Here is a 25,789-nt window from a genome sequence, read left to right on the forward strand (position 1 = left end):
CGGCAGTCCGATTCAGCCACTCGAAGCACGCGCCCGGCTGATCAGCGGGTGAGGAAGGCATTGATGCCATGGAACCCTCACGAGAACCCGCCGGGCGACTGGCGGTCATGCACCTGTCCGGAGACGTGGACGCGGCGACGACGCCCGCCCTGGACGCCGACGTCCAGGACGTGCTCACCCCTCCCGCACCGTCGGTTCTGATCCTGGAGGTGTCGGAGGTCAGGTTCTGGGACTCGGCCGGACTCAGCATGATCGTCAGGGCGGTCAAGGCCACCAGAGCCAGGGGCACCCGGTTGGTCCTGGCCGGCGCCCGCCCCCAACTGCGCCACCGGCTGGAGCTGACCTGCCTGACCGACCTCTTCGAGTTGTACGACTCCCTGGAGGAGGCCCTGGCCGGACTCCGGCGGCAGGGGCCCGGAAATGTCGGTGGCGGTCGTTAGTTTCTGATCAACCCCCGAACACGGAAGGTTGGTCATGTACCGACAGGGCGACATCCTGATCATGCCGGTGCCGGAGGCGTCGGTGCCTCCCGGTCTCGCCGCCGAACCGCGCGACGCCAAGGGCCGCATCGTGCTGGCCCTCGGCGAGGCCACCGGCCACGCCCACGCGCTCCACGGCCCGGGCACCCTCTACCGCGGCTACCTCCACCTGCCCGAGGGCGGGCGGCTGGTCCACGAGGAGCACGCCACGATCCCGCTGCCCAAGGGCTGGTTCCGGATCGTTCGCCAGCGTGAATACGTGCCGGGTTCGTTCCGGGTGGTGGCCGACTGATGAGCGTCGAGACCATGATGACCTGGGCCGACGTCGCGTTCGCCACCGGTCCGGGCGACCGGGCCGAGGCCGAGGCGGGCGTCCGCGACGCCTATGCCGCCGCCGGGCTGGCCGCGCCCTCGGTGATCCTGTGGGCCGGTTCGCCGGTCGTCGCGTCGGCCGCCGCGGCCATCCACCACGGTGGCGAGGCCGCCGTCGAGGCGCTGAACAAGGCCGGCCTGGGGTCGCTCATCCTGTCGGCGGCGGCGTTGCTGACCCAGCCTCTCGGTCATTCCGTCCGCGAAGAGGTGCGCACCCAGCCCTGGGAGTGGGCCCGCGCCGACGTGCTGCGCGAGGCCGGCGGGGCCGGGTGGGCGCGCATGTGGGAGTCGACCGGCGGGCTGCTGTGGCCGAGGGTGAACACGGTCGTCCAGGAGATCCGCCGCGGCCTGTCGGTGCTCGGCGGCGAGGAGGCCGGTGACCTCCTGCGCCAGGCCGCGCTCGACGCGGTGCTCGGCCAGCACGACGCCGCCTGGCTGTCGGCCTTCGACGACGCCCCCGGCCTGGCCGGGCTGGCGCGCGTCTCCCGGCACGCGGGCTGGTGGTTCCCCTACGCCGACGTGGCCATCATCTGCGAGCGCCCGATCGAGCTGCACCGCGACGAGCCGGGCCGCCTCCACCGGTCCGACGGCCCCGCGCTGGTCTTCTCCGACGGGTTCGCGCTGGAGGCCTGGCACGGCATGCCGGTGCCCGAGGGCTTCGTCGCGTCGATGGCCGGCCTGACCCCCGAGCGCATCCGCGCCGAGGAGAACGCCGAGCTGCGCCGGGTCATGCTGGAACACTTCGGCTTCGACCGCTACCTGGCCGACTCGGGGGCGACCCCGATCCACAAGGACGAGACGGGCATCCTGTGGCGCATCGGCCTGCCCGACGACGAAGACGTGGTGACGGTCGAGGTGGTCAACTCGACCGCCGAACCCGACGGCACGTTCCGCACCTACTTCCTGCGGGTGCCGCCGTGGGTGCAGCGAGCCCGGCAGGGCGTGGCCTGGACGTTCGGGGTGAAGGAAGAGGACTACCAGCCCGAGAAGGAGACCTGAGCCGGGGCTCGGGAAAGATCACCAGCCGTGTCTCAGGTCTGCCACGGGGCTCCGCACCATGTCTCAGGCCGGACCGCTTGGCACCGCCAGAGTGAAGGTGGCTCCCTCGCCGGGTGCCGTGCGCAGGTCGAGGCGGCCGCCGTGGGCCGTGGCCAGGGAGCGGGCGATGGCCAGGCCGAGTCCGGCGCCGCCGGGGCCCGACCTGCTGCGGGAGGCGTCGGCGCGGGAGAAGCGGTCGAACACCCGGTGGGCCTCCTCGGCGGTGAGCCCGGGGCCGTTGTCTTCGATGACCAGCACCGACTCGCCGTCCCTCGTTCCGACGCCGATGCGCACGGGGGTGCCGTCGGGGGTGTGCGCGACCACGTTCCCGACCAGGTTCGTCACCACCTGGCGCAGCCGGGCCTCGTCGCCGAGCACGGGCGCCGAGGCGGGCGGCCCGTCGTCGGGGCCGGTCAGCTCGACCGGGCGGCCGGGGGCCAGGGCGCGCAGGTCGAGGCGGGCGTCGGCGGCCAGGGTGCGCAGGTCCATCGGTGCCAGGTCCATCGGCAGGGCGTCGCCGCCCTCGTCGAGGCGGGCGAGCAGCAGCAGGTCCTCGACGAGGCGGGCCAGCCGTCCGGCCTCGCTCTCGATCCTGGCCATCGCCGGGCCGACCTCGGTCAGGCCGCCCATGCGGTAGAGCTCGGAGAAGCCCTTGATGCCGACGAGGGGGGTGCGCAGCTCGTGGCCGACGTCCGCGACGAACCGCCGCAGCCGGGCCTCCGATTCGGTGCGCGCGGCGAAGGCGTGCTCGATCTGCCCGAGCATGCCGTTGAGCGAGGCCGACAGGCGGCCGACCTCGGTGTCGGGGGCGGCGTCCGGCACTCTCCGGCCGAGGTCCCCCGAGGCGATGGCGGCGGCGGTCTCCTCGATGGTCCGCAGCGGACGCAGCCCCGCCCTGATCGCGAACCATCCGGCCAGCGTGAGCAGAGCCAGCAGAGCGGCCCCGGTGATGACGTAGGTGATCCGCAGCCGGGCGACCGTCGCCTGCACCGCGTCGAGCGAGGCGGCCACGACCACCGAGGTCCCGGTCCGCGCGCGTGGCACCACGAGCACCCGCCATTCGGCGCCGCCCGCCGAGTCACGCGCCTCGAACGGGTTGCCGTCCAGGCGAGACGGGAGTTCTGGACCGCCGGGGCCGGTCGGAAGACGCACCTCGGAGCCGACCTCGCCATCGGGGCCGATCTCGGCGAGGTAGAGGCGGTTGATCAGGTCGAGGTTGGTGGAAAGGGCGTTGCCGGCCAGCCGGTCGGCGGGCGCCCGGGAGGTGATCTCGGGCGGCATGACCGCGATGATGCCGCCGAACACCCGGAGCTGGGTGTCGACCCGGTCGACCAGACCCGACCTGAGCAGCCCGATCACGATCGACCCGCTCAAAAGCAGCCCGGCCGCCAGCAACGCACAGGTGATCAGCAGCAGCCGGGCGCGCAGGGACCTGCGCCGCCAGGTCATCGGGACTCGCGCAGGACGTAGCCGACGCCGTGGACCGTGTGGATGAGTCGGGGGCCGGTGGCTTCCAGTTTTCTGCGTAGGTAGCTGACGTAGGTGTCGACGATGCTGGTGTCGCCGGCGAAGTCGTACTGCCAGACGTCCTCGATGATCGAGGTCTTGGAGACCACCCGGCCCGCGTGGTCGGCCAGGTAGCTGAGCAGGCGGAACTCGGTGGGTGAGAGCCGGACCGTCACCCCGGCCCGCCGAACATGGTGGCCCTCGACGTCGACCTCCAGGTCGCCCACGACCACCGCGTGGGCGTGCGGTACACCCGTACGGCGCAGGATCGCGCGGATGCGGGCGAGCAACTCCGACAGGTCGAAGGGCTTGGTGACGTAGTCGTCGCCGCCGAGGGTCAGGCCGGTGACCTTGTCGGCCGGGGAGTCGCGGGCGGTGAGGAACAGCACCGGCACCGGTGGTCTGGCCAGGTCGCGCAGTCGGCGGACGACCTGGAAGCCGTCCAGATCCGGCAGCATCACGTCGAGCAGGATCAGATCGGGCCGCAGCACCCGGACCGCCTCGACGGCATCGGTGCCGGTGGCGGCCGAGCTCACCTCGAACCCGGCGAAACGCAGGGTCGCCGACAGCAGTTCACGTACCGTCGGCTCGTCGTCGACGACCAGCAGCCGCTCCATCGTGCCCCCTTTGTCCCTCACATCATGCGTCCCGTCTGCGGAACACCGCGTACGCGGTGACCAGCAGAACCGCAGCCCAGGCGCAGGTCACGGCGATGCCCGCCCACGGGCCCGGCAGGTCGGGGTCGCCGTCCAGGCTGAGCAGGCGCAGTCCGGCCGTGATCGGCAGGTAGCTCAGGATGAGCCGGGCCAGCCACTCCGGGTAGAGCGAGGCCATCGCCGGGACGAACACCCCGATCACGATGGTGATGATCAGCGCTCCGGCCGTGCTGCGCACCAGGGCGCCGACGGCCAGGCCGATCAGCCCGAGCAGGGCCAGCAGCAGCCCCGGCCCGGCCAGCACCCGGAGCATGCCCGGGTCGGTGAGCGCGGTGACGGGCATGTTCTGCGAGGTCAGCACGGCCCGGTTGACGAAGACGACCACGAGCCCCGTCACCGTCCCCACCGCCAGCGTCACGCCGAAGCAGACGACGGCCTTGGCCGCCAGCACCCGGCCCCGGCGCGGCACCGTGGTCAGGGTCAGCGCCATCGTCTGGGTGAGATGTTCGATCGTGAACATCCGCAGGCCCAGGTAGCCGACGGCGACCTGCACGAAGATCAGCGGGCGGAAGTCCGGTTCGGGGCCGAACGCGGCGGGGTCACGCGCGTGCTCCGCCGCCGCGGCGAAGCCGAACAGGAGGGCGAACAGGCCGCCGAGCGCGACGATGAGGGCGACGGTGAACCAGGTCGAGCGGGTCGACCACGTCTTGGCCCATTCCGAGCGGATGGCGTCGATCATCGGGTCAGCTCCATGAAGGCCTCTTCCAGGGACGCGCGGCGGGGTGTGAGCTCGTACAGGACGACTCCTTCCGCGGCGGCGAGCTCACCGATCCGCCGCTCGCTCATCCCCTGGACGACCAGTTCGTCCCCGGCGGGATCGACACCCGAGGCGCCTTCGGTGACGAGCACCCGCGCGAACCGGCGAGCCTCCGGGGTGCGCACCAGGACCCCGTCGGGGCGGGCGAACGCCTCGACGGTCGTGTCGGCGATCAGCCGTCCGCGCGCCACCACGATCAGGCGGTCGGCGGTCACCGCCGTCTCGGCCATCAGGTGGCTGGAGACCAGGACGGTCCGCCCCTCGGCCGCGAGCCGGCGGACCAGCCCTCGGATCCAGACGATGCCCTCGGGGTCGAGCCCGTTGACCGGTTCGTCCAGGATCAGCACGGACGGATCGCCCAGCAGCGCGGCTGCCAGCCCGAGGCGCTGCTTCATGCCCAGCGAGAACGCGCCCGCGTGCCGGTGGGCCACGGCTGTCAGCCCGACCAGGTCGAGCACCTCGTCCACCCGCTGCCGCGCCAGCCGGTTGCTCACCGCGAGGCACCGCAGGTGGTCGCGGGCCGAACGGCGGGGGTGCACGGCCCCCGCGTCCAGCAGCGCCCCCACCGCCCGCATCGGCTCCGGCAGGTCCGCGAGCCGGGCCCCGTGGACCCTGGCCTGCCCCGAAGTGGGGGCGTCGAGGCCGAGGACCATCCGCATCGTGGTCGTCTTGCCGGCGCCGTTCGGGCCGAGGAAACCGGTCACCACGCCCGGTTTGACGTCAAAGGTGAGGTCGTCGACGGCGATGACGTCGCCGTAGCGTTTGCTCAGTCCGCTCACTTCGATCATGCGGCCGAGCATGCGCCGCCCGGCTGCGGGCTTTCTGAGCGGTTCTGTGAGAGATCTGTGACGGCTAGAGCCGTCCCGCCGGAATGCGTTCGAGGATGCCGCCGGCGAAGACGTCGTACAGGCCGGTCGGTTCGAGGTGGACGTAGCCGATGTGGCAGTCGCACTCCAGCTTCGGGCACGCCTTCGGGCCCAGCCGGCTTCGGAACGTGCCGTCGTAGAGATTTCCCAGCACAGTCGGGATGAAATGACACCTGCGGACGGTGCCGTCACCGTCCACGGAGATGACCGTGTCGCCGGTCCGGCAGGCCTGGCCCGCGCTGAGATGCGGGAAGCGGCTGTAGCGGAACAGCGGGTCGATCTCCTGCCACCGCGCCGCCTCCTCGTCGGTGTAGGTGCGGCCCTCCTCGGCGTTGATCCACAGGTAGGTGCCGGCGGGCAGGTCCTGCCGCAGGCGGCGGGCGTCGTCGAGGTGCGCGGGGTCGCCGACCACGCCGACGCTGTGGCGGACCTTCAGCCCCGTGACCTTGGCCAGGAAGCGGTCGTAGGTGATCTGGGTCGGGTGGTAGGTGACCCAGAGCGCCAGCTTTCCGGGGTCGGCGGCGTCCAGCCAGGTGGTGCGGGTGCTGAGGTTGGTCTGGACGGCGACGCGGCGGATGTTGGCCTGGTGGCTGAGCTCGACCATCGCCTCGCGGTACCACGACCTGACCAGGCCCTCCCCCCACGGCGTGAACAGGACGCTCAGGTCGTGGTCCTGATCCTTCGTCCATGAGGTGAAGCGGAGCAGCGCGGCCCTGTCGGCGCGGAGCTGCTCGGGGGTGTCGCGGCGTTTGGCGAAGGGGCAGTAGGCGCAGTCGTAGTCACAGCTCGCCAGCGGGCCCCGGTAGAGGATCGTGAGATGGGTCATCGGGCGTGGTTGGCGGCCATGAGGGTGCGCACCTCGTCCGAGAACAGGGCGGGTCCGACCCAGTCGGAGTGGGCGAGCCCCTCGTCGGTCAGGCGCAGCGTGCGGTCGTCGCGGACGAGCCAGTGGTCGGGGACGGCGGTGACGTCGGGGTCGGCGCCGAATCGGTCTCGGTAGAGGCCCAGGTCCAGGCCGTCCTTCTGGAGGAGGCTCTGGATCGTGTGGCGGCGGCGCTGTTCCGGCTCCGGCACGGTGAAGCCGATCAGGGCCTGGGTGAAGTCGTCGCGCCGCACGTAGTCGTCGATGATGGTGCGGACGTGGCGGGCGCCGACCGCGTATTCGTGCGAGTAGTGCAGGGTGCTCGTGTACGACCTCGCGCCGCACCCCACACTCGCCATGCCGTCGGTCTGGCAGCAGTAGTCGGTGGACGTTCCCGTGCCCGGCAGACGGAACATCCGCATGGACACCTGCTCGTAGCCCTGGGACAGCAGGAAGTCGCGGCCCTCGCGGTAGAGCTCCATCCGCTGGTCGTCCCAGTCGCGGCCGATCTTGCCGAGGCCGGTGAGGGGACGTACGTAGAGCGGGTAGAGGTAGAGCTCCTCGGGGGCCCAGTGCAGCGCGGTCTTCAGCGAGTGGAGCCACGACTCCGCCGTCTGGCCGTCGATGCCGTAGATCAGGTCGATGTTGAGGATCGGGAAACCCGTCGACCGGATCGCGTCGAGGGCCTGCTCGACCTCGGCGCGCTTCTGCGGCCGGACCGCCGAGCGCGCTTCCTCGTCGATGAAGCTCTGCACCCCGATGGAGATCCGCGTCGCCCCGCGTTCCTTCAACACGGCCAGGCGGTCGGCGGTCGCCGTGGCCGGGGAGGTCTCCACGGACAGCGGAATCGTGCCGTAGGGCGCGAGCTTGCCGGTGATGTCGAACAAGCGGCTGAGCTCGAACGGGCTCAGATAGGTGGGGGTGCCCCCGCCGATCGCCGCCGTCGTGAACGCCGGATCGACGGCGTCCGACAACGCCAGGGTCTCGCGTTCCAGGGCGTCGAGGAACGCCGCCACCAGTTCTTCGGGGGCGCCCGTCCGGGTGAAGAGGTTGCAGAAGCCGCAGCGCATCTCGCAGAACGGGATGTGGGCGTAGAACGACCCGGCCTTCTCGCCGCGCCAGACCTCGGTCAGGTCGGGGCGGGGATCGAGGGGGCGGTACGCGGTTTTGTGCGGGTACGCGTAGACGTAACTCTCATACGGACTGATCATCGGAGCTCCGGTCGAGGACGAACTCGGCGTAGGGGACGGTCCAGACGACGTCGTGCGCGACCCGATGTCCCACATGACCGTCTTCACCGTAGGCGGTCCCGTGATCGGAACAGACGATCACGAAGCACGGGCGGCGGCGGGTCATCAGGTCGAACAGGCGGGAGATGTGCCGGTCGACGTATTCCAGCGCCGCCGCGTGGGAGTCGATGGAGTCGTCCACCGCGCCGGGCAGGTAGAAGCGGTTGGGCTGGTGCATCGCGGCGACGTTCAGGAAGAGGAAAACCGGGTCGGGTACGTCACCGAGCACCTCCTCCACCCGATCGAGTTGCCGTTCGAACCCGAAAGGCGAGGTCACCCCGAACGACGACTCCCAGTGGCTCTCCTGGAACAACCCCGGCAACACCGACCCGAGCGGGCTCAACCCGTTGAAGAACCCCACCCCGCCGACGCACACGGTCCGGTAGCCGACCTGGGCCAGCCCGGCCGGCAGGTCGGGCGCGTCGAAGACCCAGGTCTCCGGCGCGATGGTCGCGCTCCCGGGGAAGGCCGCCGCGAACGGCCGGTCGTGCGGCCCCGGCGTGACCGGCGTGGGGAGGAACCCGGCGAACATGGCGGCGTGCGACGCGAACGTGAAACTCCCCGGGCTGTGCCGCTTCTCCCAGGTCAAATAGGAGGCGAACCCAGGCGTCCGCCCCTCGTCCATCAGCCGCTGAGCGACGTCGTACCGCAGCGTGTCGAGGGTGACGAGCAGGATGTCGTGGGTCCCCACGATCGCGTTCATGTCGCGCACGATCGCCACCCCGCCGCGATGGCCTTCGCCTGGCACTCGTAGGTCGTCAGCCCGCTCCCGTCGAGGGCCCCCAAACCGGGCAGCAGGTCGCCGAACGCGTTGACCTCCGCGACGGCCATCGAGCGCCAGTCGGTGCCGATCATCAGATCGACCCCGGTCATCAGGCTGCCGGGGAAACACGCGGCGGTACGGGCGCAGACGTCCATCGCCTCGTCCCACCGGTCGCCCAGCCGTCCCCGGATCGCCCCCAGATCACCGCGTTCGCCGCCGAGGTGCAGGTTCGTCATCGGCACCCGGCTCACCCGCGCCACCGCGTGCGTCGGCCGCCCGGCCACCGTCACCACCCGCAGATCGAAACAGCCGCCCGCCACCGAGGCCTTCGGGAACCAGCGCTCGACGTGGAGCCCGTCGGGGGCCAGCGCGTCGACCAGACGGGAGACGGTTCTCTCGTCTCTGTACGTCTTCACCGCCAGCGAGTTCCGCAGGTCCTCCGTGGCCGACGTCACGGCCCGCAGGCGGGTGCCGGAGGTCTCGAAGGCGATCACGCCCGACGCCGAACTGCCGTGGGCGGGCTTGACGAACACCCTCGGCCACGACCGGGAGGCCATCTGCTCGCGCAGCTCCTCGTAGGAGCCCACGGTCGTGCCGCCGGGTACGGGGATGCCCGCTTCCTCCAGAACCGCATGGCAGCGACGCTTGTCGAACATCGTCGCGATCTCGGCCACGTCGGCCAGCAACTCGCCGCCCGCCGACGCGACGCGCCCGAGCCCGGCCATGAAGCGGGCGTACCAGGTCGCCCCTCCCCCGGCCCTGGCCGGGTCGCCCGCGCCCCGGAGCAACGTGTCGGCCTCAGAGCTTTCGCCGGGTGAGTCGACGCGGACCAGACCGGAGAACTCCAGCGGTCCTCCGGTCAGCACGTGGGTCCACGGAACCACGGTGATCTCGCCCAGGCCGTGGGTCCGGGCCGCCGCGCCGAACAGGTCGGCGCGGCGGTCGCCGGGGGTGCCGACGACGATCACTCGCTCACCGCGGTGTACATCCAGCCGTCTTCCTCGTCAGGGGTCTCCTGGTCGTCGAGGTCGAGATCGACCGAGGCGAGGGCCGAGCCCAGGCGGGCCATCATGGCGTCGGTGAGGTAATGGTGGTGCAGGTCGAGGCGCCGCAGGTGGGTGAGCGGCTGGCCGCTGAGCAGGGCCTCGGCGCCCTCGTCGTTCAGCGTGCCCATCGACAGGGCGAGGGTGTCGAGCCGGGCGACGATCGGGGCGGTGGCCACGGCGACGGCGACGTCGTTCTGACGGTCGCTGTCCTGCAGTCCGAGGTGACGGAGGGCGGGCAGGTTGTCGCCGGTCAGGATCGGGCCGAAGTCGTCGACGGCGTAGTCGCCGTTGTACTCGTCGACGCCGAGCCACAGCTCCAGATGCTCCAGGGCGGGAAACTCACACGAGGCGACGCCGCGGACGAACCCACTGCGGAGCCCGCCGCTCTCGACCCGGAACATGCGCAGCTTCTCATGCCGGACCTGGGAGATCTCCAGGTGTGATCCCCCACGGACGTCGAGGCGCTCCAGGTCGGGGAGCGCGGTCAGCAGCGGGGTGAGGTCACTCTGGTTGATCCACGAGATCTCGTTCTCCTCCTGCGGGATCGCCCCGAGGAAGATCGCGCGCAGCGCCGGAAGCCGGTGGGCCTCGGCGGCCAGTCTCTCGATGATCGGCCGGGAGGAGCTGTCGTAGTTCCAGCTGACGACGAGGGCGCGCACCTCCTCGGTGGCGACCTGCTGGAAGAAGGAGTCCAGGTCGGTCGGAAGGCCGTCCTTCTCCGGCCAGAAGGACAGGCGCCAGGCCACTTCACCGGGTCGCCGCTCTCCCGCGACGTCGAGCTCGACCGTCGGCAGGCCCGCGTAGTGGCCCTCGTAGGCGTCGGCGTCCTCGGGTCGCGAAGGCAGCGCGAGGGAGATCGGCTGGGTCACTCGGCCACCGACACGTAGATCCAGTCGTCGCGCTTCTTGCGCTCGCTCAGGTCGAGTTCGGCGTCGCCCACCGCCGTGCGCAGTCGTTCGGCCAGCGGGTCGGTCACGTAGTTGTGGTGCAGGTCGAGGACCTTCAGGTGGCTGAGCGGCTGGCCGCTGAGCAGGGCCTCGGCGCCCTCGTCGCCCAGGGTCCCCATGGCGAGCGACAGCACGTCGAGTCGGGCCACGATCGGGGCGGCGGCCACGGCGGCGGCGATCTGGTCCTGGTTGTCGCTGTCCTGCAGGCCCAGGTGCTTCAGCGCGGGCAGGTGGTCGCCGGCCAGGATCGGGGCCAGGTCGTCGATCGTGGAGTCGCCGCCGTAGCTGTCGATGCCGAGCCACAGGTCGAGGTGCTCCAGGGCGGGCAGGTCTGACCCGGCGACCGCGCGGACCACCTCGGCGGGCAGGCCGCCGGTCTCGAAGCGCAGCACCCGCAGGGCCTCGTGGCGGACCGCGGACAGGCCTAGGCCGGTGCCGCCGCGCACTTCCAGGCGCTCCAGTTTGGGGAAGGCGGTGAGCAGCGCGGTGACGTCGGACTGCTGGATCCACGAGATCTCCGCCTCCTCCGACTGGATCGCCCCGAGGAAGATCGCCCGCAGCGCCGGGAAGCGGCTCGCGTTCTCGCTCAGCATCTTGACGATCACCGACGAGTCGGTGTCGTACGCCTGCTCCCAGCACCCGATGACCAGCGCTTGCACCTCTTCGACCGCGACCTGGTCGAGGAACACCTGGAGTGTCCCCGCGAAGGCGCCGTCCTCGGCGTCGTACGCCTCGGGCTCGGCGATCCGCCAGGCCACCGTGCCGGCGGGCGGGAGCTTCTCGTCGTCGTCGTCCGGGGGGAAGACGAAGACGTCAAGACCGGCGTAGCGCTCGTCGTACAGGTCCCACGGATTGGGGCGGATGTTCTCCGGGAGGATTGTCAACATGGGCCACGTTCCTATCAGAACGCACAGACAAATCACTCGCTAACCGACACATAAGCCCCGCCCTGCCAGTCGGGGACACGCCTAAGACGGGCTGCCTAGGAAGGGCTGAACGTGGGACGCGGCGAGGCCGTGAACCCGAAGCTCCGGTCGCGGGCGCCCCGGGCCAGGTGGAAGGGCCGGCCCCTGTCGTCGATCGTCGCCAGCCGGCGCTTCCCGTCCAGGGTGTAGTCGACGTCCAGGACGTAGAACGCCGATTTCCGTGCCGCCGGGATCTCGACCACGACCGTGTAGGACTCCGACTCGCCCGGCCGGAGCACGGAAGGTTCGAACCGTTCCCTCGTCGAGCCGCCCACGGTCAGTTTGGGCTCGTAGAAAAAGGGGTCCCCGCCCCCGAACGTGTCGCCGCCGGAACACTCGACGGTGATCGGCGGCGCCGGGGGCGGCTCCCGATCCACGATCCGGGCCGTCACCCGGACGATGCGCAGGTTCGTGGCCCGGAGCGCGCGGACGTTGATCACCATCGGCTGGGAGAAGAGCCGGACCGGACCGGCGCCCTTCCGCCTGAGCCAGCCGAGCGCCTCGTCGCAGCCGGTCAGGGCCGCCGGGAGCGCCGTCCGGGGCGGCGGCCGGTGGACGCCCATGCTCCACGGGTAGTCGTCGTGGAGCGGCGGCTCCGCCGCGGTCATGCGCACCGGGGGGAGCGGCGGCGCGGGGACGGGCGGCTGGAAAGGCGTCGAGACCAGCGCCACGGCCAGCACCCCGCTGCCCAGCCCCGCCGCGGCGACCGCCGCCGTCCTCAGCGCGCCCATCGCTCCTCCTGGTCGGTGACGTCCTCGTAGCGTCCGGTGTCCGGGCTCAGTTCGAACTCCGAGGTGTACGGGGGCGCGAAGGCCGTCATCCGGAACGGTTCGCCGTCGTTGTCGACGACCACGACGCTTTCGTCAGTTCCGGACCGGGTGGTGAGGTCGAAAACCCATTCGCAGTAGCAGGTGGCGGTGACGACGTTCGCGATGAGGACGATCGGCTCGCCCAGTTCCAGGGAGATGAAATGGTCGTCGATGTAGCGGCCGACCCACTCGCCCGTGTCGTTGATCGCGGTGGCCTCCGCCGGACGGTCGAGGTCGAAGCCCAGCCTGACCGTGGTGTCCTGCCCCTCCGGCCAGCGGCCGACCAGGCTTCCGTTCCACGGGGACAGGCGTTTGGTGATCCGGGGCACGATGCTCTTGATCAGAACGGGTTTGGTCCGGTTGCCGTTCAGGGTGATGCGAATCTGGGAAAGCGCCTTTTGCTGGTTCTGATGTGATTTCGGCGCGATCTGCAGGGGTTCGTAGTCCTTGAGTAATTGGCCAGCGCTCATCGTCACGGCCTTGGGATCACTCAGCAGGCGTTTCCCGGCGTCGTCCAGGGGCCGGGCGAACGCGAAGAGCAGACTCGATGTCGACCCGAAGTCGTAGACGGCCTCGTGGAGCAGCGAAGGCTGCCCTCTGAGCCGCTCCTCTTCGCTCTGCCGCACCTCCTCCTGGGAGCGGACCTCCTGGAGTGGCCCGACGAACCAGGCCGCGACCAGGCCGACCACCGCTGTGGTGAGCCCGATGACGAGATCGCGCCGCCACGCGAGATCTCGTTTGCCGGACCTGCGGGAGCGCCTTCTTTTGCGATTCCTTTTTCCCATGCCGCTACGACACGTTAGTGCGATATCGCGCTGCGTATTGGCCGGAAAGCGATTTACGGTATTTCGCGCAAAAGACCGTGACCCGCACGCCTAGCCCCAGGCGTGCGGGTCACGGAGCTGTCGGACGTGCGATCAGCCGGGCTGCTTCACCCCGTTCACCGTCAGGGTGTACGGCGCGTACTGCTGGCCGGTCTCGGTCGGCTCGTCGTAGGCGACGATGGCCACGATCTTGGTGAACGGCCGGGCGAGCAGGAGCTCGAGGCGGTTCAGGTTGATCGTGCCCTTGCCGTTGAACTCGACCTGGGCGGCCACGTGGTGCTTCTCGTCGATGCCGACGAGGCGGACGTTCCAGTTGTGGACCGCGGTCGGCTTGATCTCGGTGACGGAGTCGAACGGTTCCAGGCTGGAGCCGTCGCTGATCACGGTGCCGCCGACGGTGACGTCGTCGACGAGCAGGCCGCCCTCGTTGACACCGCCGTCGGAGGTGTACTGGAAGCCGAGCAGGATGCTCTGGCCCGCGTACGCCGACAGGTCGAACGTGTGCGGCTCGAAGCCGGTGGTGGCGCCGTTCAGCGACGGGCCGAGCGGGCCCGGCACGGTCTGGTCACCGGCGACCGGGGTGTAGGTCGTGCCGCCGTCGGTGGAGACGACGACGTAGCCGTAGTCGTAGCCCTCTTCCGCGCCATACTTGGCGAGCAGGCGCAGGGTCGGGTCGGCGGCCGGAACGGTGACCTCGGCGATGGCGCTGACGTTGAGGTTCTCCTCGTTGCCCGACCACAGGACCGGGTTGCCGGGGCGGTCGGGGTCGTTGCTGACGACCGTCCAGGCCAGCGGCAGGGCGGGCAGGCCGGTGGCGCCGGTGAACTTCAGCGTCCGCAGCTCGCTGCCCTTGAAGGGCTGTCCGTTGGCCTTCTGGAGCGTCACGTAGTCGGCGCCGTTGGGTGCGGCCCCGGGGGTGTCGTAGGTGTCGGGGTTGGCCAGGTTGACGGTGGAGCTCAGCGAGGCCGAGGTCACCCGGGACTTGGGCACGCCCAGCACGATGCCGGTGCGGTTCTCCACGATCCGGTCGAGCAGCACCATCGACTGGTAGTCGTGGATGACCCGCCAGAGGTCGGCGCCCTCGGCCGCCAGAGCGGCCTCCAGACTGGCCAGACCCTGGTGCTCGCCGTCGCGGTGCAGGGTGGACATGAAGTCGGCGCCGTAACGGTCGTACAGGAAGAGCATCATCTCGTAGGCGTTGCCGTAGTCGGCGAGCACCTCGCTCGGTTCGCCCTCACCCCAGAGGGTCAGCGAGTTCTGCGGGCCGCCGCACTGCCTCGGATTGGGGTTGTACGGCGCCTGCACGCTGCCGAAGCCCTGGAAGCAGTAGATGTGGCTGTCGGCGCCCTTCTCGTTGATGGTCGCCCTGGCGTTCACGTAGCCGGTGAGGGTCTGGGCGAAGTCCGCGAGGCCCTCGTTGATCCAGTTCCCCTCGAACGGGTCGGTGTAGTACATGAGCAGGTGCTGCCACTCGTGGGCGAACGTGCCCTCGTAGGCGCTCGGGCGGGCCGGGCGGCTGGTGCACAGGTCGCCGGTCGGCTCGTCAGCCGGGTCGGCGCCGGTCCGGTGGGCCCAGTCGAAGGCGTCGACGGTCATGACGTTGCGGTCGACGCGCTCGTTGATCCCGGAGGAGAAGAAGCCCGCGATGTACGTCGGCGCCGCCGGGAAGTCGTAGAAGTTGTCGTCGCGGATGTTGTCGATCAGGGCGACGGTGTTGTCGCCCTCGCCGCTGTAGTCACCCGGGATGCGGGCGTTGGACCCGTCGCGGTCCGGCGGCGTGGAGAACGCCGCGGTCTCCTTCGGGTACATGTTCGTGTCGAACTCGTTCACGAAGTAGGCGACCTGGGCGTCGGTGATCGTCGTGGAGTTCGGGATCTGCGCGCGGCAGTCCCCGGCCGGGAACGACAGATCGTTCGCGACCCACACCTCGATCTTGTCACCGACACCGCGCAGCGTGAACGCCTTGGGGAACGGCGCGGGGTTGGGCAGGGTGTCGTCGATGGCCAGCCAGTTGCGGACCGTGCCCACGGGGGGCGTCACGGCCGCGGCGGCGGTCTTCCTGGCCTTGGACGGCTCGTACCGCGTGGGCAGGTCGAGCTTCTTGCCCTGGAACGTGTCCCCGGTCTTGCCGTCCCAGTGCCGGAAGTCGCTCACCGGGGCGGAGGCGGCCGGGGCGGCGGCGGCCGGGGCGGCGGCGTTCGCGGAGGCCGGGAGGAGCGTCACTAACGGGAGGGCAAGGGCGGTGACTGCTAACGCGATGACACGACTGCGTGTCATGTAACCCCCTTCGGGTGCTGCTGCGGATGCATGACATGCCGCACTGACACAACGTGACTATCCGGCGGGAGGCAGCGTCAACAAGCATGACATCTGCCAATAAATATCTGTCACTTTGGCGGTAAGCGCTTCTTCCTCACATCACCCAGGGAAAAGAGTGAGGCCCGCGCGGTAAAAAGAAGGAGCCATTAAAGCCGGAAAATCAGCCCAAAGTGGCGGGCGCGCCGCCGCCCGGTGCCAGGAGGACTCACCCCCCGTGACTAGGTTGGGGGCATGCAAGCGGTTGCGCTCAGCTCGGCCAAGGGCCGTTGGATTCTGGCCACCACGGTCCTCGGTTCGGGCATGGCGCTCCTCGACGGGACCGTCGTCAACGTCGCGCTGCCGAACCTCGGCCGCGACCTCAACGCCGACATCGAGGGCCTGCAGTGGACCATCAACGCCTACACGCTGACCCTCGCCGGGCTGATCCTGCTCGGCGGCTCCCTGGGTGACCGGTTCGGCCGGCGCAAGGTCTTCATGATCGGAGTGGTCTGGTTCGCCATCGCCTCGGCCCTGTGCGGCCTGGCGCCCAGCATCGAGACCCTGATCGCGGCCCGCGCCCTGCAGGGCATCGGCGGCGCCCTGCTGACCCCCGGCTCCCTGGCGATCATCCAGGCCACCTTCTCCGCGCTGGACCGGCCGAAGGCGGTCGGCGCCTGGTCGGGCCTGGGCGGCACGGCCGCCGCCGTCGGGCCGCTGCTGGGCGGCTGGATCGTCGAGACGATCGGCTGGCGCTGGGTCTTCCTGATCAACCTGCCGCTGGCCGTGGTGGTGCTGCTCATCGCGATGAAGCACGTGCCGGAGACCCGCGACGAGGAGGCCGTCGGCAAGTTCGACGTGCTGGGCGCGGCGCTGGCGGCGATCGGGCTGGCCGCGCTGACCTACGGGCTGATCGAGACCGAGACCGTCCCGATGGTCCTCGGCGTGCTGATCCTGGCCGGGTTCGTGATCGTCGAACACCACCGGGGCGCGCAGGCGCTGGTGCCGGTGACCATCTTCAAGAACCGGACCTTCACCGCCGTCAACGTGGTCACGCTGTTCATGTACGCCGCCATGGGCGTGGTGTTCTTCCTGCTGGTGCTCCAGTTGCAGACCGTCTCGGGGTTCCCGCCGTTCGCGGCGGGCTCGGCCCTGGTGCCGGTGACGCTGCTGATGCTGGTCATCTCGCCCTACTCCGGCGAGCTCGCCCGCCGCATCGGCCCGCGCTGGCCCATGACGATCGGCATCCTGCTGGCCGGGATCGGGTTCATGTGGATGAGCAGGATCGGCCCCGACGCCCACTACCTGACCGACGTGCTGCCCCCGGTGACCCTGTTCGGCCTCGGCCTGTCGGCGACGGTCGCACCGCTGACGGCGACCGTGCTGGCCAGCGCCTCGCAGCGGCACGCCGGCGTCGCCAGCGGCGTCAACAACGCCGTCGCCCGGACCGGCAGCCTGCTGTCGGTGGCGGCCATCCCTCCGCTGGTGGGGCTGACCGGGGAGGCGTACCGGAACCCCGGCCTCTTCGACGCGGGGTTCCAGCTGTCCATGTACGCGTGCGCGGGAATGATGGCGATCTCCGCGCTGATCTCCCTCGTGGGAATCAGAATCCGCTTCTAACTGAGGCCGAACCCGAAAAGGCCGTCGCCTTCGGCGAGTTTCCGGCCGTTTTTATTCACTCCCGGGTACGAGCCCTTTTTCACGCTGCCCCGATAGACGACGACCTCCCCGCGCGTCGGCGCGCCGACCACGAGGTGGCCGTCGATCACCGTGACCGCCGCGCCGAACTCGGCGTCCTTCGGGCCGGGGATGAGCAGGTTGTGGTTCTTGGTCAGGCCGCCGGTCTTCGTGCCGGGCAGCACCTGGACGGCGTTCTCTCCCGGCACCCCGACCACGAGCTCGTCGTCGCCGTCGCCGTTCAGGTCGCCGGCGGCCAGGGAGGTGCCGAAGCGGTCGTACATGACCGCCTCTCCGGCCAGGGTGTTCTGGGTCCAGGCCTCGGCTCCGGCGGGGCGCAGGCCGCCGGGCGATCCGTAGATGACGTCGACGGCGCCCTCGCCGTAGTCGCCGGCCCGCTGGAGCGACGACAGGCCCTCGCCCGGGACGCCGATCGCGAGGTCGTCGCGGCCGTCGGCGTTGAAGTCGCCGCTGGCCAGGGCGGCGCCGAAGGCGTCCCAGCTCTCGGAGAGGCCGTCGATTCCGTAGGTCTCCTGGGAGTAGAGGAGACGCCGGCCGCCCTTGCCGACCAGCGTCACGGTGCCCTCGCCCTGGCGGATGAGGTTGGCGCCGGGGGCGCCGATGACCAGTTCGTCGGTGCCGTTTCCGTCGAAGTCGCCGGTGGTCAGGGCCTCGCCGAACTGGTCGGTGACCGACCCGCCCTCGTTCTTGATCCGGCGGAGCTTCGAGCCCTGGCCGTAGACGTAGACGCTGCCGCCGCCGGGGGCGCCGATGGCGAGTTCGTCGTCGCCGTCTCCGTCGAGGTCGCCCGCCGCCAGGGCGGCGCCGAAGCGGTCTCCCCCGCTGCCCGGCAGCTTGACGACCTTCCGGTCGGTCAGGCCGAAGAGGATCTCCACCACGCCGTGGCCGTCGGCGCCGTTCAGCGGTCCCTCGTCCTCCTCGGACGCGCCGACGGCGAGGTCGGTGCAGCCGTCGTCGTCGAAGTCGCCGGTCGCCAGGGCCGAGCCGAACATGTCGCCCGGTTCAGGGTCGTCCTGGGTGATCGTCTGGCGTTCGGTGAAATCAGTGAAAATCCGGACCGCGCCTGCTCTGACCTGGCCGTCGACCGTCGCGTAGGGCTGGGCGACGGCCAGCGGGCCGGTCGTGGCGCACGCGGGGGCCAGGCCGGTGAGCAGGGGGATCGTCAGGGCCACGACGCCGAGGATCATGCGAACCTCCGCTCGCCCGACGGGACGGTGAACCGGGCCGAGGTCTTGGCGGGGGCGCCCCTGCGGCTGATGTAGTCGAGGGTGCGGAAGTCGGCCGTCAGCTCCTGGGCCGACAGGCGGGCCAGGATGTAGCCGCGGCGCTGGTCGAGGTACTTGATGTGCGGGTTCTCGGCGCGGAGCGCGGACATCCGCTCGTTGTCGCGGTAGCCGTCGCCGTCGCTGGCGATCGAGGTCGCCACCAGTTCCACGCCGACGTTGGTGGAGGGGTCGTCGAAGTCGGTACGGAGTTCCGCCGCGTGGTGGATGTGCGCGTCACCGGTGAGCACGACGGGGTTGCTCACCCCCGCCATGCCTTTCAGCAAGGTCGCGCGCTCGGCCGCGTAGCCGTCCCAGGAGTCGAGGTTGGCCTCCCGGCCGGGGCCGAACTTGAGGTCCTTCTGGGTCATCACGATCTGCTGGCCGACCAGGTTCCACTGGGCCGGGGAGTCGCGCAGGCCGTCGACGAGCCACTTGTGCTGAGCGGCGCCCAGGAGCGAGCGGGAGCTGTCGAGACGGTCGTCGCAACCGGCCCTCACCCCGTCCTCGCACGCCTGGTCGTCGCGGAACTGGCGGGTGTCGAGCAGGTGGAAGCGGGCCAGCGGGCCCCACGAGACGCGCCGGTTGATCGTGATCGAGGCGCCCTTCGGCAGGCTGCCCCGCCGCAGCGGCATGTTCTCGTAGTAGGCCTGGAAGGCGAAGGCCCGGCGCTGGTCGAAGGCGGGGGCGTCGCTGGCCGAGACGTCGGCGGCCCAGTTGTTCTCGATCTCGTGGTCGTCGAAGGCGACCAGCCACGGCGCGACCGCGTGGGCGGCCTGGAGGTCGGGGTCGCTCTTGTACTGGGCGTGCCGCATCCGATAATCGGCCAGCGTCGCGCACTTCACGCCGCCCGAGTGAGTACGGATGTTGCCGAAGGGGGCGGTGTAGCCGTTGGGCTGGTATTCGTACATGTAGTCGCCCAGGTGGACGACCAGGTCGGGCTCCTGCTCGGCCAGCCGCCGATACGCCGTGTAGTAGCCGTGCTCCCAGTGGGCGCAGGCCGCGATGGCGAAGGTGAGGGGCGACAGGGCCGTCGGGCTGGTCCGGGTGCGGCCGACGGGTGAGACGGCGTTCTCGGCGCGGAAGCGGTAGAAGTACTCCCGGCCCGGCTGGAGTCCCGCTAATTCGACGTGCACGCTGTGCGCGGACCGGGCCGAGGCGACGGCCGTCCCGTCCCGCACGACGGTCGCGAAGTTCTCGTCTGTGGACACCTGCCACTTCACGTCGATGTCCCGCGAGGGCATCGAACCCCGGCCGTCGGCGCCGTAGGGGTCGATCACGAGCCGGGTCCACAACACGAAGCCATCAGGGGTCGGGTCTCCCGAGGCCACGCCGGCACCGAAGGGATCGGTCTTCAGGGCGCGCGAGGGAAGCGACGGAAGGGCGGGCGCGGCGGCGGCCAGGATCACGCCGGAGATGAACGATCTGCGCTGCACTCTGACAGTGCAAGGGGTCAGTCTGTCCGAATTGTTTTACCGCTCTGACCAGTGCGAGAACCAAAAGTGAACAGACTCGGCCGTACCCGTTGTCAATGAACGCCAGACGTCTTTCAGTGGTCCGCCAGGCCAGCAATGAACGCCTCGATGCTCGCGCAGACCTCGTCGTCGCCCGCCTCGCGGAACGCGCCGAGCGCCTCCTCGGCGGTGATCTCCGCCTCGAAGCGCCGCCCGACGCGGGCGTAGGCCTCCGCCAGGGACAGCCGGGCGTACCGGACCGGCTCCATGTGCCCCTCGGCGACATACTGCGCGACGGCCTCGACGAGGTCGTCCAAGGCCTCGGGGACCGCGCCCAGTTCGAGGTACAACGAGCCGCGTTCGTGGTGGATCCCGGCGCGCTCGGCGCTGGGGGCGTGTGCGAGGGCCTCGTCGTAGGCGGCCAAGGCCTCCTCGTTCATGCCGGTGTTCAGCAGGGCGTGGGCGTATTGGACGCAGGCGCGGGCCAGACCCTCCCGGTCGTCTTCCGCGCGCATCGCGTCGCGGGCCCTCGAAGCGGTCTCGACATCGCCGCGCAGCCCCGCGAGCAGCAGCAACCCACTGGCCGTGGGCGGTGCGGCGACCAGCACTTCCTCGGCTTCTGCTTCTCGCCCGAGGGCCAGATAGGCGTGGGCGAGACGGACCACGGCGTTCGGATTGGCCGACACGGAGGCCGACGCCTCCACCAGCGGAAGCCCTTCTTCGGCCCTGCCGAGCTGGCAGAGCAGCAGGCCGATGCGGCCCAGGGTGCTCTGACGGCGCTCCTCGTCGGTGTGCAAGGAGGCGGCCCGCCGCCATTCGGCCAAGGCCTTGTCCGTGTTCCCGGCGACCATGGCGCTCAAGCCCCGGCCATCGGCCCGGCGGGCCTCCAGAGCGGCGTCGGGCACGGCGTCGGGCACGGCGTCGGGCACGGCGTCGGGCACGGCGTCGTACCGTTCCCAGGCGGCCCTGGCCTCGTCGAGACGGCCGCGCTGCCAGGCCTCTTCGGCCAGGTCGAGCAGTTCCCCGGGCGTGTGCGCGGGCGGCAGCGGTGCGGGCGGGAGGGGCGGCGGCGAGTACCGGGCGCGAGGGTCGAGCGGCACGTGCTCGTCCAGGGCCCGCGCTGTCAGCCATTCGTCCACGCGGCGGCTCTGTTCGAGGGTGCCGTTGCGGGCGTCGAACCTGGCCGCGATCTCGCGGGCCTTCGCGGTCAGCGCGGCCTCTTCAGACGCGTCGCCGGGCTGGGCGTGGCCCTGCTCGCGGAGCAGGCGCAGTAACAGCGCGCCCGCCGCCGCGAACCACATCGCCGCGCCGGGGCTGGGCGCCCTGTCGAGCAGGCGGCGTTCCCGGGTGAAGATCTCCAGGCCGCGGGCCAGGTTGCCGCTGACCGCGCAGAACCACAGGTGGGTGGCGAGCTCCTCGACCTCGTTGGCGTCGCCGCGCATCGCCCGGTAGGCGACCCGGTGGGCGTGCGCGGCCTCGGCGTACCTGCCGATCCGCACGTAGGCGGGCAGCAGGGTCGTCAGGATGCTCTGCGGCTGCACGTGGCAGGTCAGCTCGCCGCTCAGCACCGGCTCGGCCAGCGCGACGGCCTCCTCGTCGCGGCCGCGCAGGGTCAGGTAGAAGGCCTTGGACGTCGGGTCGCAGCCCTCGCAGTCGCTCAGGATGTCGCGGGGGGTGGTCGTCCAGCGGTGGTAGAGCTCGTCGGCCTGCTCGAAGTCGCCCAGGTGGGCGGCGTGGGCGCAGCGGGCGGCGTGCACGGCGTGCAGGCCGTTGCCGCTCTCGCGGTAGCGGCGCTCCATGTCGTCGAGCATCTGGTGGGTGCGGGCCAGCGGCACCTCGGGGAAGCGCCGCAGGTCGCCGACGATCCACTTGAAGTGCCAGAGCACGTTGTGCAGCGACCACTCGCCGAAGCCGCCTGGCTCGGCGTCGTGGTCGGCCAGGCAGCGGGCGAACGCCGCGAAGGCCTTCGCGTGCTCGGCGCCGTATTGGTAGGCCTCGGTGAGTTCCATCCGGACCGCCCAGATGAGGCTCCTGTCGCCGGTCTCCTCGGCCCGCTGCAGCGCCGTCTCCAGCAGCGTGGTCTTCGATTCGCCGTACGGCAGCGCCTGCGCCCGGTCGATCAGCTCCGCCAGGTCATCGGTCACCGGGCTCACTCCCTTCCGACGACGGCCCAGTCGAGCAGGCCCAGGAACGACCGGTTGAGGGTGGCGGTGTCGGCCGCCCGCAGGGGATGGTGGCCGTGCAGCAGCGCCATGCCGTAGAGCGCCTCGACGGCGGTCGCGGCCAGCGCCGGATCGGACAGCCGGGTGACCCGGCGTACCAACGGATTGCGGTGGTTCAGCACCAGCTGCGGCTTCTCACCGCCCCCGGCGTCGAGCGCGCCCAGCACGTCGGCCCACATCTCCCCCGCCACCTCGCCGGCCTCCTTGGCCTGCGCGTCGTGGCGGGCGGCCCGGCTGGTCAGATAGAGGGCGGGCAGCGCGGCCGGGTCGAAGTCGCGCAGCACCACCTCGCAGCCCAGCGGGGCCAGCGCGTTGCCGGCGGCGGCGAGGAACCCGCGTACCGCGAGCTCGGCCGCCGGGTCGACGGGGCCCATCCGGGTGGTGAGCTCGGCCGGCTCCAGGCGGGAGAGGCCGTGCCCCGGCTCGATGCGCGACAGCCGCGCGAGGATGTCGCCGTCGTAGACGTAGCCGCCGTTCAGCAGCCCCACGCCCTGGGCCGCGCAGACCCCGGCGAGCTGCCGGAACTCGTCGACGCTCGTGGTGAAGCGTCCGTGCGGGTGCCGGACCCGGAACTGGGCGAGGGTCATCGGCCCCTCGGCGGTCTCGTATTCGAGCCACCGGTCGACCAGCCGCAGCATGTCGTCGTCGTGCAGCGCGAGGGCCTTCACCCCGAGGTGGTGCAGCCGCAGGAAGCCGCGCAGCCGGGCCGGATCGGTGGCGGCCAGCTTCACCAGCCATTCGCGCAGCTGCGCGCCGAGCGCGTCGCGGGTGTGTTCCAGCAGGTCGTCGTCGTAGAGGGCCTCGCGTGAGGCGGTCGGCCGCAGCTCGGCGGCGTCGACGACGACGCGCACGAAGAACGCCCATTCGGGCAGCAGCCCGGTCAGCTTCTCCGACAGCAGCATGCCCTTGAGGTAGACGCGGTGCGCGTCCCTGGCCCCCGGGTTGGCCGGATGGGGCACCACGAACGCCACCCCGGTCAGCCCAGCCTCGGGCACCTCCAGGTCGATCACGTCGAAAGCCGAAAAACCGAAAAGCTCTCTCCCGTACGCCACCAGCGCCTCCCGCCGCAGCAGCGGACTGGCGTGGCGGACCTGCCAGGGCGCCCCGGCCCCGGAGACCGGGGTGCCGTCGACGGTCACCTCGACGGGCAGCAGCGAGCCAAAGAGGGCGGCCAATTCGGTTACGGTCCGGCCGGAAGTCCACACGGCCGCGTCCCGGCGGGGACGCAAGGTGACCGTGGTGCCCGGCTCGGATTTCTGCGAACCGCTCGTGGCGACGTCGTAACTGCCGTCGGACCGCCCGGTCCACAGAACCGTCTGCCCACCGGTCGCCGACCGCGACTCGACGTGGATCTCGTCGGCCACGAGGAACCCCGACAGCAGCCCGATGCCGAACTGCCCCAGGAACTCGTGCCGCGCGAACCCCAGCTCATCGCGCTTGGACGACCGCCCGATGGTGGCCAGCAGCGTGTGCACCTCGTCTTCGGTGAGCCCGATGCCGGTGTCGTGCACCCGGATCGCCTCGGGACTCACTTCGACCCAGATGCGCCCGGGGGCCATCGGATCGCCCGACCGCCGCGCGATGATCGCGTCGCAGGCGTTCTGCAGCAGCTCGCGGACGTAAACACGCGGACTGGAGTAGAGATGCCGGCTGAGCAGATCGACCACTCCGCGCAGGTCGACCTGAAAGGCCCGGGTCCCTTCGGTGTACGGCACGCCAAGACCCTATCGAGCTTTTTACTGCAGAAAATCCCGCAAATGGGAGTTCAAGACACCACAACCCAGGTAATTGCGGACGGTATGAAAGTCCAGCCAGTCAATGTTGCACTGGTAGTCACGTTCCACACCGGAGAACACCGGACGTAACTCCGTGGGAATGGCCGCGATGTCATCTTTGTCGGCGATGTTGATCCACCGCCTCACCCCCGGCGGCCGCGCCCCCATCCCGGCGACCGGCAGCGGCGCCAGCCGCTCGAACACCACGTTCCGCATCCCCAGCGGCGACCCGAGCGTCACCAGCAGGTCGGCCCGGAGATCGGCGTGCGCCCAGAACGCCTCGTACGTCACCACGCTCCCCAGCGAGTGCGCGATCACCACGCGAGGCTTGCGCCGCCGGATCACCGCCGCCACCGCGTCCCGCGACTGGGTGCGCGGCGCCCCGCCGCCCAGATAGGTCGCGACCTCCGGGCAGAAGTCTTCAGCGAACTTGAGCGCCCCGTCGCCGAGCCGGTCGAGCAGCCACGACGCCAGGCGGTGGACGACGGCGGTCAGGGTCTCCCCCGCCGCAGCGGCGATCCGCCGGTCTTCGAGCTGGCGCATCCAGTCGGTGAAGACCATCTTCTCCGGCGGCGCCATCTTCTTCGGCGGCTGCGGGGTGCCTTTACGCAGGTGGTGGGCGTAGTAGGCGACTTCGACGACCGGACCGGTCTTCACCCCGCCGTCGGCGAAATAGCGGTTCCATTTGGCCCGCATCAGCTCCGCCGCCTTGGCCGGGGAGCCGTCGCCCTGCTCGAAGTACTTGTACTTCCCGATGCCGTGCACACCGACGATCGTCACCCGCCAACAGTGCCGGAAAAATGCGTTGATCGCACAAGTAATCTGGAGCCATGACCGAGATTCCGGAGGCCGAGCTCAGCTGGCGGTTCTCGCGTTCCTCCGGGCCGGGCGGCCAGGGCGTGAACACGACCGACAGCCGGGTGGAGCTCAGCTTCGACCTTGCCAACACCGAGATCCTGACCGACGTACAGAAGGAACGCGCCTTCACCCGGCTGGCCAACCGGCTGGTCGACGGTGTGCTGACGATCAGCGCGCAGGAGTTCCGCTCCCAGCTCCGCAACCGCGACGCCGCGCGGGCCCGCCTGCACGCGCTGCTGCGCGAGGCGATCGCGCCGCCCGCGAAGAAGCGACGCCCGACCAAGCCCTCGAAGGGCCAGGTGGAGCGCCGCCTGCAGAACAAGAAGCGCCGCTCCGACGTGAAGAAGCTGCGCCGCGACGTCTCCTAGCGCTCGGTCCGGTCCTGCATCTCCCAGACGTGGTCGAGCACGTGCCAGATGATCCGCCGGGAGGCGTAGCGGATCGGCCACTTGTAGTCGTCGCCGTTCAGCGGCCTTGACACCACCTCCAGGAGCCTCGGCCGCAGCTCGGCGATCTCCGCCGCCTTGACGCTGACGTCGAGTTTGCGGGCGTAGGCCCGTTGGGCCTCGACGACGTGGGCGACCATCTTGTCGCGGTCGCGCCCGCCGCCCCGCGGCCCCTTGCGCAGCTCCTCCGGGGTGATCCCGACGACCTCGTCGAAGACCTCCCACGCCGCCTTCATCAGCGCGGCGTTCTTGACGGCCTCGGCCGCGCCCCAGGGCTCCTCGTCGAGGACGGCGGGCAGGGCGGGCGCGCCGTAGTCGGTCGTCGCGTTGCCGGTGATCTTCTCGGCGATCCGGACCTCGTCCGGCTCGAACACCAGCCCGGCCCGGTCGGCGACCACGCGGTAGCGCTCCTCGTAGGACAGGAGCGCCTCGACCGCGTCTTCCTCGGTCTTGGCCGAGCGGCTCCAGCCCGGCCAGTCGACCGAGTTGGCGAAGACCCTCTTCTTCCCGAGCTCCAGGTAGATCGTGTGCATGCTCACC

Annotated in this window: 24 protein-coding genes; 5 read left to right on the forward strand and 19 right to left on the reverse strand. The window is 70.6% G+C overall.

Annotated elements, in window-relative coordinates:
* Positions 1 to 68: 68 nt before the first annotated feature.
* Genes AW272_RS05980 through AW272_RS05990 form a run of 3 tightly spaced genes read left to right on the forward strand, consistent with a single transcriptional unit; the run spans position 69 to position 1,850 of the window.
* Positions 69 to 440, forward strand: a complete 372-nt coding sequence (locus AW272_RS05980; protein WP_066361650.1) for an STAS domain-containing protein — start codon at positions 69 to 71, stop codon at positions 438 to 440.
* A 34-nt stretch (positions 441 to 474) separates the two neighbouring features.
* Positions 475 to 771: a DUF8820 family protein gene (locus AW272_RS05985; protein ID WP_066361651.1), complete on the forward strand. Its 297-nt coding sequence runs from the start codon at positions 475 to 477 to the stop codon at positions 769 to 771.
* Positions 771 to 1,850, forward strand: a complete 1,080-nt coding sequence (locus tag AW272_RS05990) for a DUF6745 domain-containing protein (protein WP_066361652.1) — start codon at positions 771 to 773, stop codon at positions 1,848 to 1,850. Before AW272_RS05985 ends, AW272_RS05990 begins: the two co-directional genes overlap by 1 nt.
* Before the next feature lie 63 nt (positions 1,851 to 1,913).
* Here the strand turns inward: AW272_RS05990 and AW272_RS05995 are convergent, their stop codons facing one another.
* From AW272_RS05995 to AW272_RS06055, 13 genes are all read right to left on the reverse strand, one after another.
* Positions 1,914 to 3,338, reverse strand: coding sequence for a sensor histidine kinase (locus AW272_RS05995; RefSeq protein WP_066361653.1), 1,425 nt, complete (start codon positions 3,336 to 3,338; stop codon positions 1,914 to 1,916).
* The gene (locus tag AW272_RS06000) at positions 3,335 to 4,012 is read right to left on the reverse strand and encodes a response regulator transcription factor (RefSeq protein WP_066361655.1); all 678 of its coding nucleotides are present in this window, start codon (positions 4,010 to 4,012) and stop codon (positions 3,335 to 3,337) included. The genes AW272_RS05995 and AW272_RS06000 overlap by 4 nt, the downstream gene beginning before the upstream one ends.
* Before the next feature lie 22 nt (positions 4,013 to 4,034).
* Positions 4,035 to 4,790, reverse strand: coding sequence for an ABC transporter permease (locus AW272_RS06005; RefSeq protein ID WP_066361657.1), 756 nt, complete (start codon positions 4,788 to 4,790; stop codon positions 4,035 to 4,037).
* Entirely contained in the window at positions 4,787 to 5,656 is an 870-nt protein-coding gene (locus AW272_RS06010; RefSeq protein WP_066362509.1) for an ABC transporter ATP-binding protein, read from the reverse strand. The genes AW272_RS06005 and AW272_RS06010 overlap by 4 nt, the downstream gene beginning before the upstream one ends.
* 64 nt (positions 5,657 to 5,720) lie before the next feature.
* Complete coding sequence (locus AW272_RS06015; protein ID WP_066361658.1) at positions 5,721 to 6,560, reverse strand: STM4011 family radical SAM protein; 840 nt, start codon at positions 6,558 to 6,560, stop codon at positions 5,721 to 5,723.
* Positions 6,557 to 7,807: an STM4012 family radical SAM protein gene (locus AW272_RS06020; RefSeq protein ID WP_066361659.1), complete on the reverse strand. Its 1,251-nt coding sequence runs from the start codon at positions 7,805 to 7,807 to the stop codon at positions 6,557 to 6,559. Before AW272_RS06020 ends, AW272_RS06015 begins: the two co-directional genes overlap by 4 nt.
* On the reverse strand, positions 7,791 to 8,588 hold the full coding sequence (locus AW272_RS06025) for an STM4013/SEN3800 family hydrolase (RefSeq protein ID WP_066362510.1): 798 nt from the start codon (positions 8,586 to 8,588) through the stop codon (positions 7,791 to 7,793). The genes AW272_RS06020 and AW272_RS06025 overlap by 17 nt, the downstream gene beginning before the upstream one ends.
* Positions 8,585 to 9,616, reverse strand: coding sequence for an STM4014 family protein (locus AW272_RS06030; RefSeq protein ID WP_157518372.1), 1,032 nt, complete (start codon positions 9,614 to 9,616; stop codon positions 8,585 to 8,587). The genes AW272_RS06025 and AW272_RS06030 overlap by 4 nt, the downstream gene beginning before the upstream one ends.
* Positions 9,613 to 10,563, reverse strand: a complete 951-nt coding sequence (locus AW272_RS06035; protein WP_157518374.1) for an STM4015 family protein — start codon at positions 10,561 to 10,563, stop codon at positions 9,613 to 9,615. The genes AW272_RS06030 and AW272_RS06035 overlap by 4 nt, the downstream gene beginning before the upstream one ends.
* Positions 10,560 to 11,528: an STM4015 family protein gene (locus AW272_RS06040; RefSeq protein ID WP_157518376.1), complete on the reverse strand. Its 969-nt coding sequence runs from the start codon at positions 11,526 to 11,528 to the stop codon at positions 10,560 to 10,562. Before AW272_RS06040 ends, AW272_RS06035 begins: the two co-directional genes overlap by 4 nt.
* A 95-nt stretch (positions 11,529 to 11,623) precedes the next feature.
* A complete protein-coding gene (locus AW272_RS06045) occupies positions 11,624 to 12,337 on the reverse strand; it encodes a hypothetical protein (protein WP_066361661.1) in 714 nt (237 codons plus the stop codon).
* Positions 12,325 to 13,200 (reverse strand): hypothetical protein, encoded by an 876-nt coding sequence (locus tag AW272_RS06050; protein ID WP_157518378.1) that lies wholly within the window; start codon positions 13,198 to 13,200, stop codon positions 12,325 to 12,327. The genes AW272_RS06045 and AW272_RS06050 overlap by 13 nt, the downstream gene beginning before the upstream one ends.
* 132 nt (positions 13,201 to 13,332) lie before the next feature.
* Positions 13,333 to 15,516, reverse strand: a complete 2,184-nt coding sequence (locus AW272_RS06055; RefSeq protein ID WP_066361665.1) for a M6 family metallopeptidase — start codon at positions 15,514 to 15,516, stop codon at positions 13,333 to 13,335.
* Between the two features lie 273 nt (positions 15,517 to 15,789).
* Between AW272_RS06055 and AW272_RS06060 the strand changes: the two genes are divergently transcribed.
* The gene (locus AW272_RS06060; RefSeq protein ID WP_066361666.1) at positions 15,790 to 17,154 is read left to right on the forward strand and encodes an MFS transporter; all 1,365 of its coding nucleotides are present in this window, start codon (positions 15,790 to 15,792) and stop codon (positions 17,152 to 17,154) included.
* On the opposite strand, the gene AW272_RS06065 is transcribed toward AW272_RS06060, so the two are convergent.
* From AW272_RS06065 to AW272_RS06085, 5 genes are all read right to left on the reverse strand, one after another.
* Complete coding sequence (locus AW272_RS06065; protein WP_066361668.1) at positions 17,151 to 18,419, reverse strand: FG-GAP repeat protein; 1,269 nt, start codon at positions 18,417 to 18,419, stop codon at positions 17,151 to 17,153. The genes AW272_RS06060 and AW272_RS06065 overlap by 4 nt on opposite strands.
* On the reverse strand, positions 18,416 to 19,930 hold the full coding sequence (locus tag AW272_RS06070) for an alkaline phosphatase D family protein (RefSeq protein WP_066361670.1): 1,515 nt from the start codon (positions 19,928 to 19,930) through the stop codon (positions 18,416 to 18,418). The genes AW272_RS06065 and AW272_RS06070 overlap by 4 nt, the downstream gene beginning before the upstream one ends.
* 113 nt (positions 19,931 to 20,043) lie before the next feature.
* Positions 20,044 to 22,092 (reverse strand): tetratricopeptide repeat protein, encoded by a 2,049-nt coding sequence (locus AW272_RS06075; protein ID WP_157518382.1) that lies wholly within the window; start codon positions 22,090 to 22,092, stop codon positions 20,044 to 20,046.
* 5 nt (positions 22,093 to 22,097) lie between these two features.
* Positions 22,098 to 23,885, reverse strand: coding sequence for an HSP90 family protein (locus tag AW272_RS06080; protein WP_066361672.1), 1,788 nt, complete (start codon positions 23,883 to 23,885; stop codon positions 22,098 to 22,100).
* Between the two features lie 21 nt (positions 23,886 to 23,906).
* Positions 23,907 to 24,725 carry a hypothetical protein gene (locus tag AW272_RS06085; protein ID WP_066361673.1) on the reverse strand — a complete coding sequence of 273 codons (819 nt, stop codon included), beginning with the start codon at positions 24,723 to 24,725 and terminating at the stop codon, positions 23,907 to 23,909.
* A gap of 50 nt (positions 24,726 to 24,775) precedes the next feature.
* Here AW272_RS06085 and arfB point away from each other — a divergent pair, with 50 nt between their 5' ends.
* Positions 24,776 to 25,171, forward strand: a complete 396-nt coding sequence (gene arfB, locus AW272_RS06090; RefSeq protein ID WP_066361675.1) for an alternative ribosome rescue aminoacyl-tRNA hydrolase ArfB — start codon at positions 24,776 to 24,778, stop codon at positions 25,169 to 25,171.
* On the opposite strand, the gene AW272_RS06095 is transcribed toward arfB, so the two are convergent.
* Positions 25,168 to 25,782, reverse strand: coding sequence for a hypothetical protein (locus AW272_RS06095; RefSeq protein WP_066361676.1), 615 nt, complete (start codon positions 25,780 to 25,782; stop codon positions 25,168 to 25,170). The two genes, arfB and AW272_RS06095, sit on opposite strands and share 4 nt — an antisense overlap.
* Positions 25,783 to 25,789: the final 7 nt, after the last annotated feature.

This window comes from Herbidospora mongoliensis (assembly GCF_001570545.1).
GTDB lineage: Bacteria > Actinomycetota > Actinomycetes > Streptosporangiales > Streptosporangiaceae > Herbidospora > Herbidospora mongoliensis.

Excerpts from the sequence above, each read along its gene's own strand:
- AW272_RS05980 (WP_066361650.1), top strand. The coding sequence starts at position 69 with ATGGAACCCTCACGAGAACCCGCCGGGCGACTGGCGGTCATGCACCTG.
- AW272_RS05985 (WP_066361651.1), top strand. The coding sequence starts at position 475 with ATGTACCGACAGGGCGACATCCTGATCATGCCGGTGCCGGAGGCGTCG.
- AW272_RS05990 (WP_066361652.1), top strand. The coding sequence starts at position 771 with ATGAGCGTCGAGACCATGATGACCTGGGCCGACGTCGCGTTCGCCACC.
- AW272_RS05995 (WP_066361653.1), bottom strand. The coding sequence starts at position 3,338 with ATGACCTGGCGGCGCAGGTCCCTGCGCGCCCGGCTGCTGCTGATCACC.
- AW272_RS06000 (WP_066361655.1), bottom strand. The coding sequence starts at position 4,012 with ATGGAGCGGCTGCTGGTCGTCGACGACGAGCCGACGGTACGTGAACTG.
- AW272_RS06005 (WP_066361657.1), bottom strand. The coding sequence starts at position 4,790 with ATGATCGACGCCATCCGCTCGGAATGGGCCAAGACGTGGTCGACCCGC.
- AW272_RS06010 (WP_066362509.1), bottom strand. The coding sequence starts at position 5,656 with ATGATCGAAGTGAGCGGACTGAGCAAACGCTACGGCGACGTCATCGCC.
- AW272_RS06015 (WP_066361658.1), bottom strand. The coding sequence starts at position 6,560 with ATGACCCATCTCACGATCCTCTACCGGGGCCCGCTGGCGAGCTGTGAC.
- AW272_RS06020 (WP_066361659.1), bottom strand. The coding sequence starts at position 7,807 with ATGATCAGTCCGTATGAGAGTTACGTCTACGCGTACCCGCACAAAACC.
- AW272_RS06025 (WP_066362510.1), bottom strand. The coding sequence starts at position 8,588 with ATGAACGCGATCGTGGGGACCCACGACATCCTGCTCGTCACCCTCGAC.
- AW272_RS06040 (WP_157518376.1), bottom strand. The coding sequence starts at position 11,528 with ATGTTGACAATCCTCCCGGAGAACATCCGCCCCAATCCGTGGGACCTG.
- AW272_RS06045 (WP_066361661.1), bottom strand. The coding sequence starts at position 12,337 with ATGGGCGCGCTGAGGACGGCGGCGGTCGCCGCGGCGGGGCTGGGCAGC.
- AW272_RS06050 (WP_157518378.1), bottom strand. The coding sequence starts at position 13,200 with ATGGGAAAAAGGAATCGCAAAAGAAGGCGCTCCCGCAGGTCCGGCAAA.
- AW272_RS06055 (WP_066361665.1), bottom strand. The coding sequence starts at position 15,516 with ATGACACGCAGTCGTGTCATCGCGTTAGCAGTCACCGCCCTTGCCCTC.
- AW272_RS06060 (WP_066361666.1), top strand. The coding sequence starts at position 15,790 with ATGCAAGCGGTTGCGCTCAGCTCGGCCAAGGGCCGTTGGATTCTGGCC.
- AW272_RS06065 (WP_066361668.1), bottom strand. The coding sequence starts at position 18,419 with ATGATCCTCGGCGTCGTGGCCCTGACGATCCCCCTGCTCACCGGCCTG.
- arfB (WP_066361675.1), top strand. The coding sequence starts at position 24,776 with ATGACCGAGATTCCGGAGGCCGAGCTCAGCTGGCGGTTCTCGCGTTCC.
- AW272_RS06095 (WP_066361676.1), bottom strand. The coding sequence starts at position 25,782 with ATGCACACGATCTACCTGGAGCTCGGGAAGAAGAGGGTCTTCGCCAAC.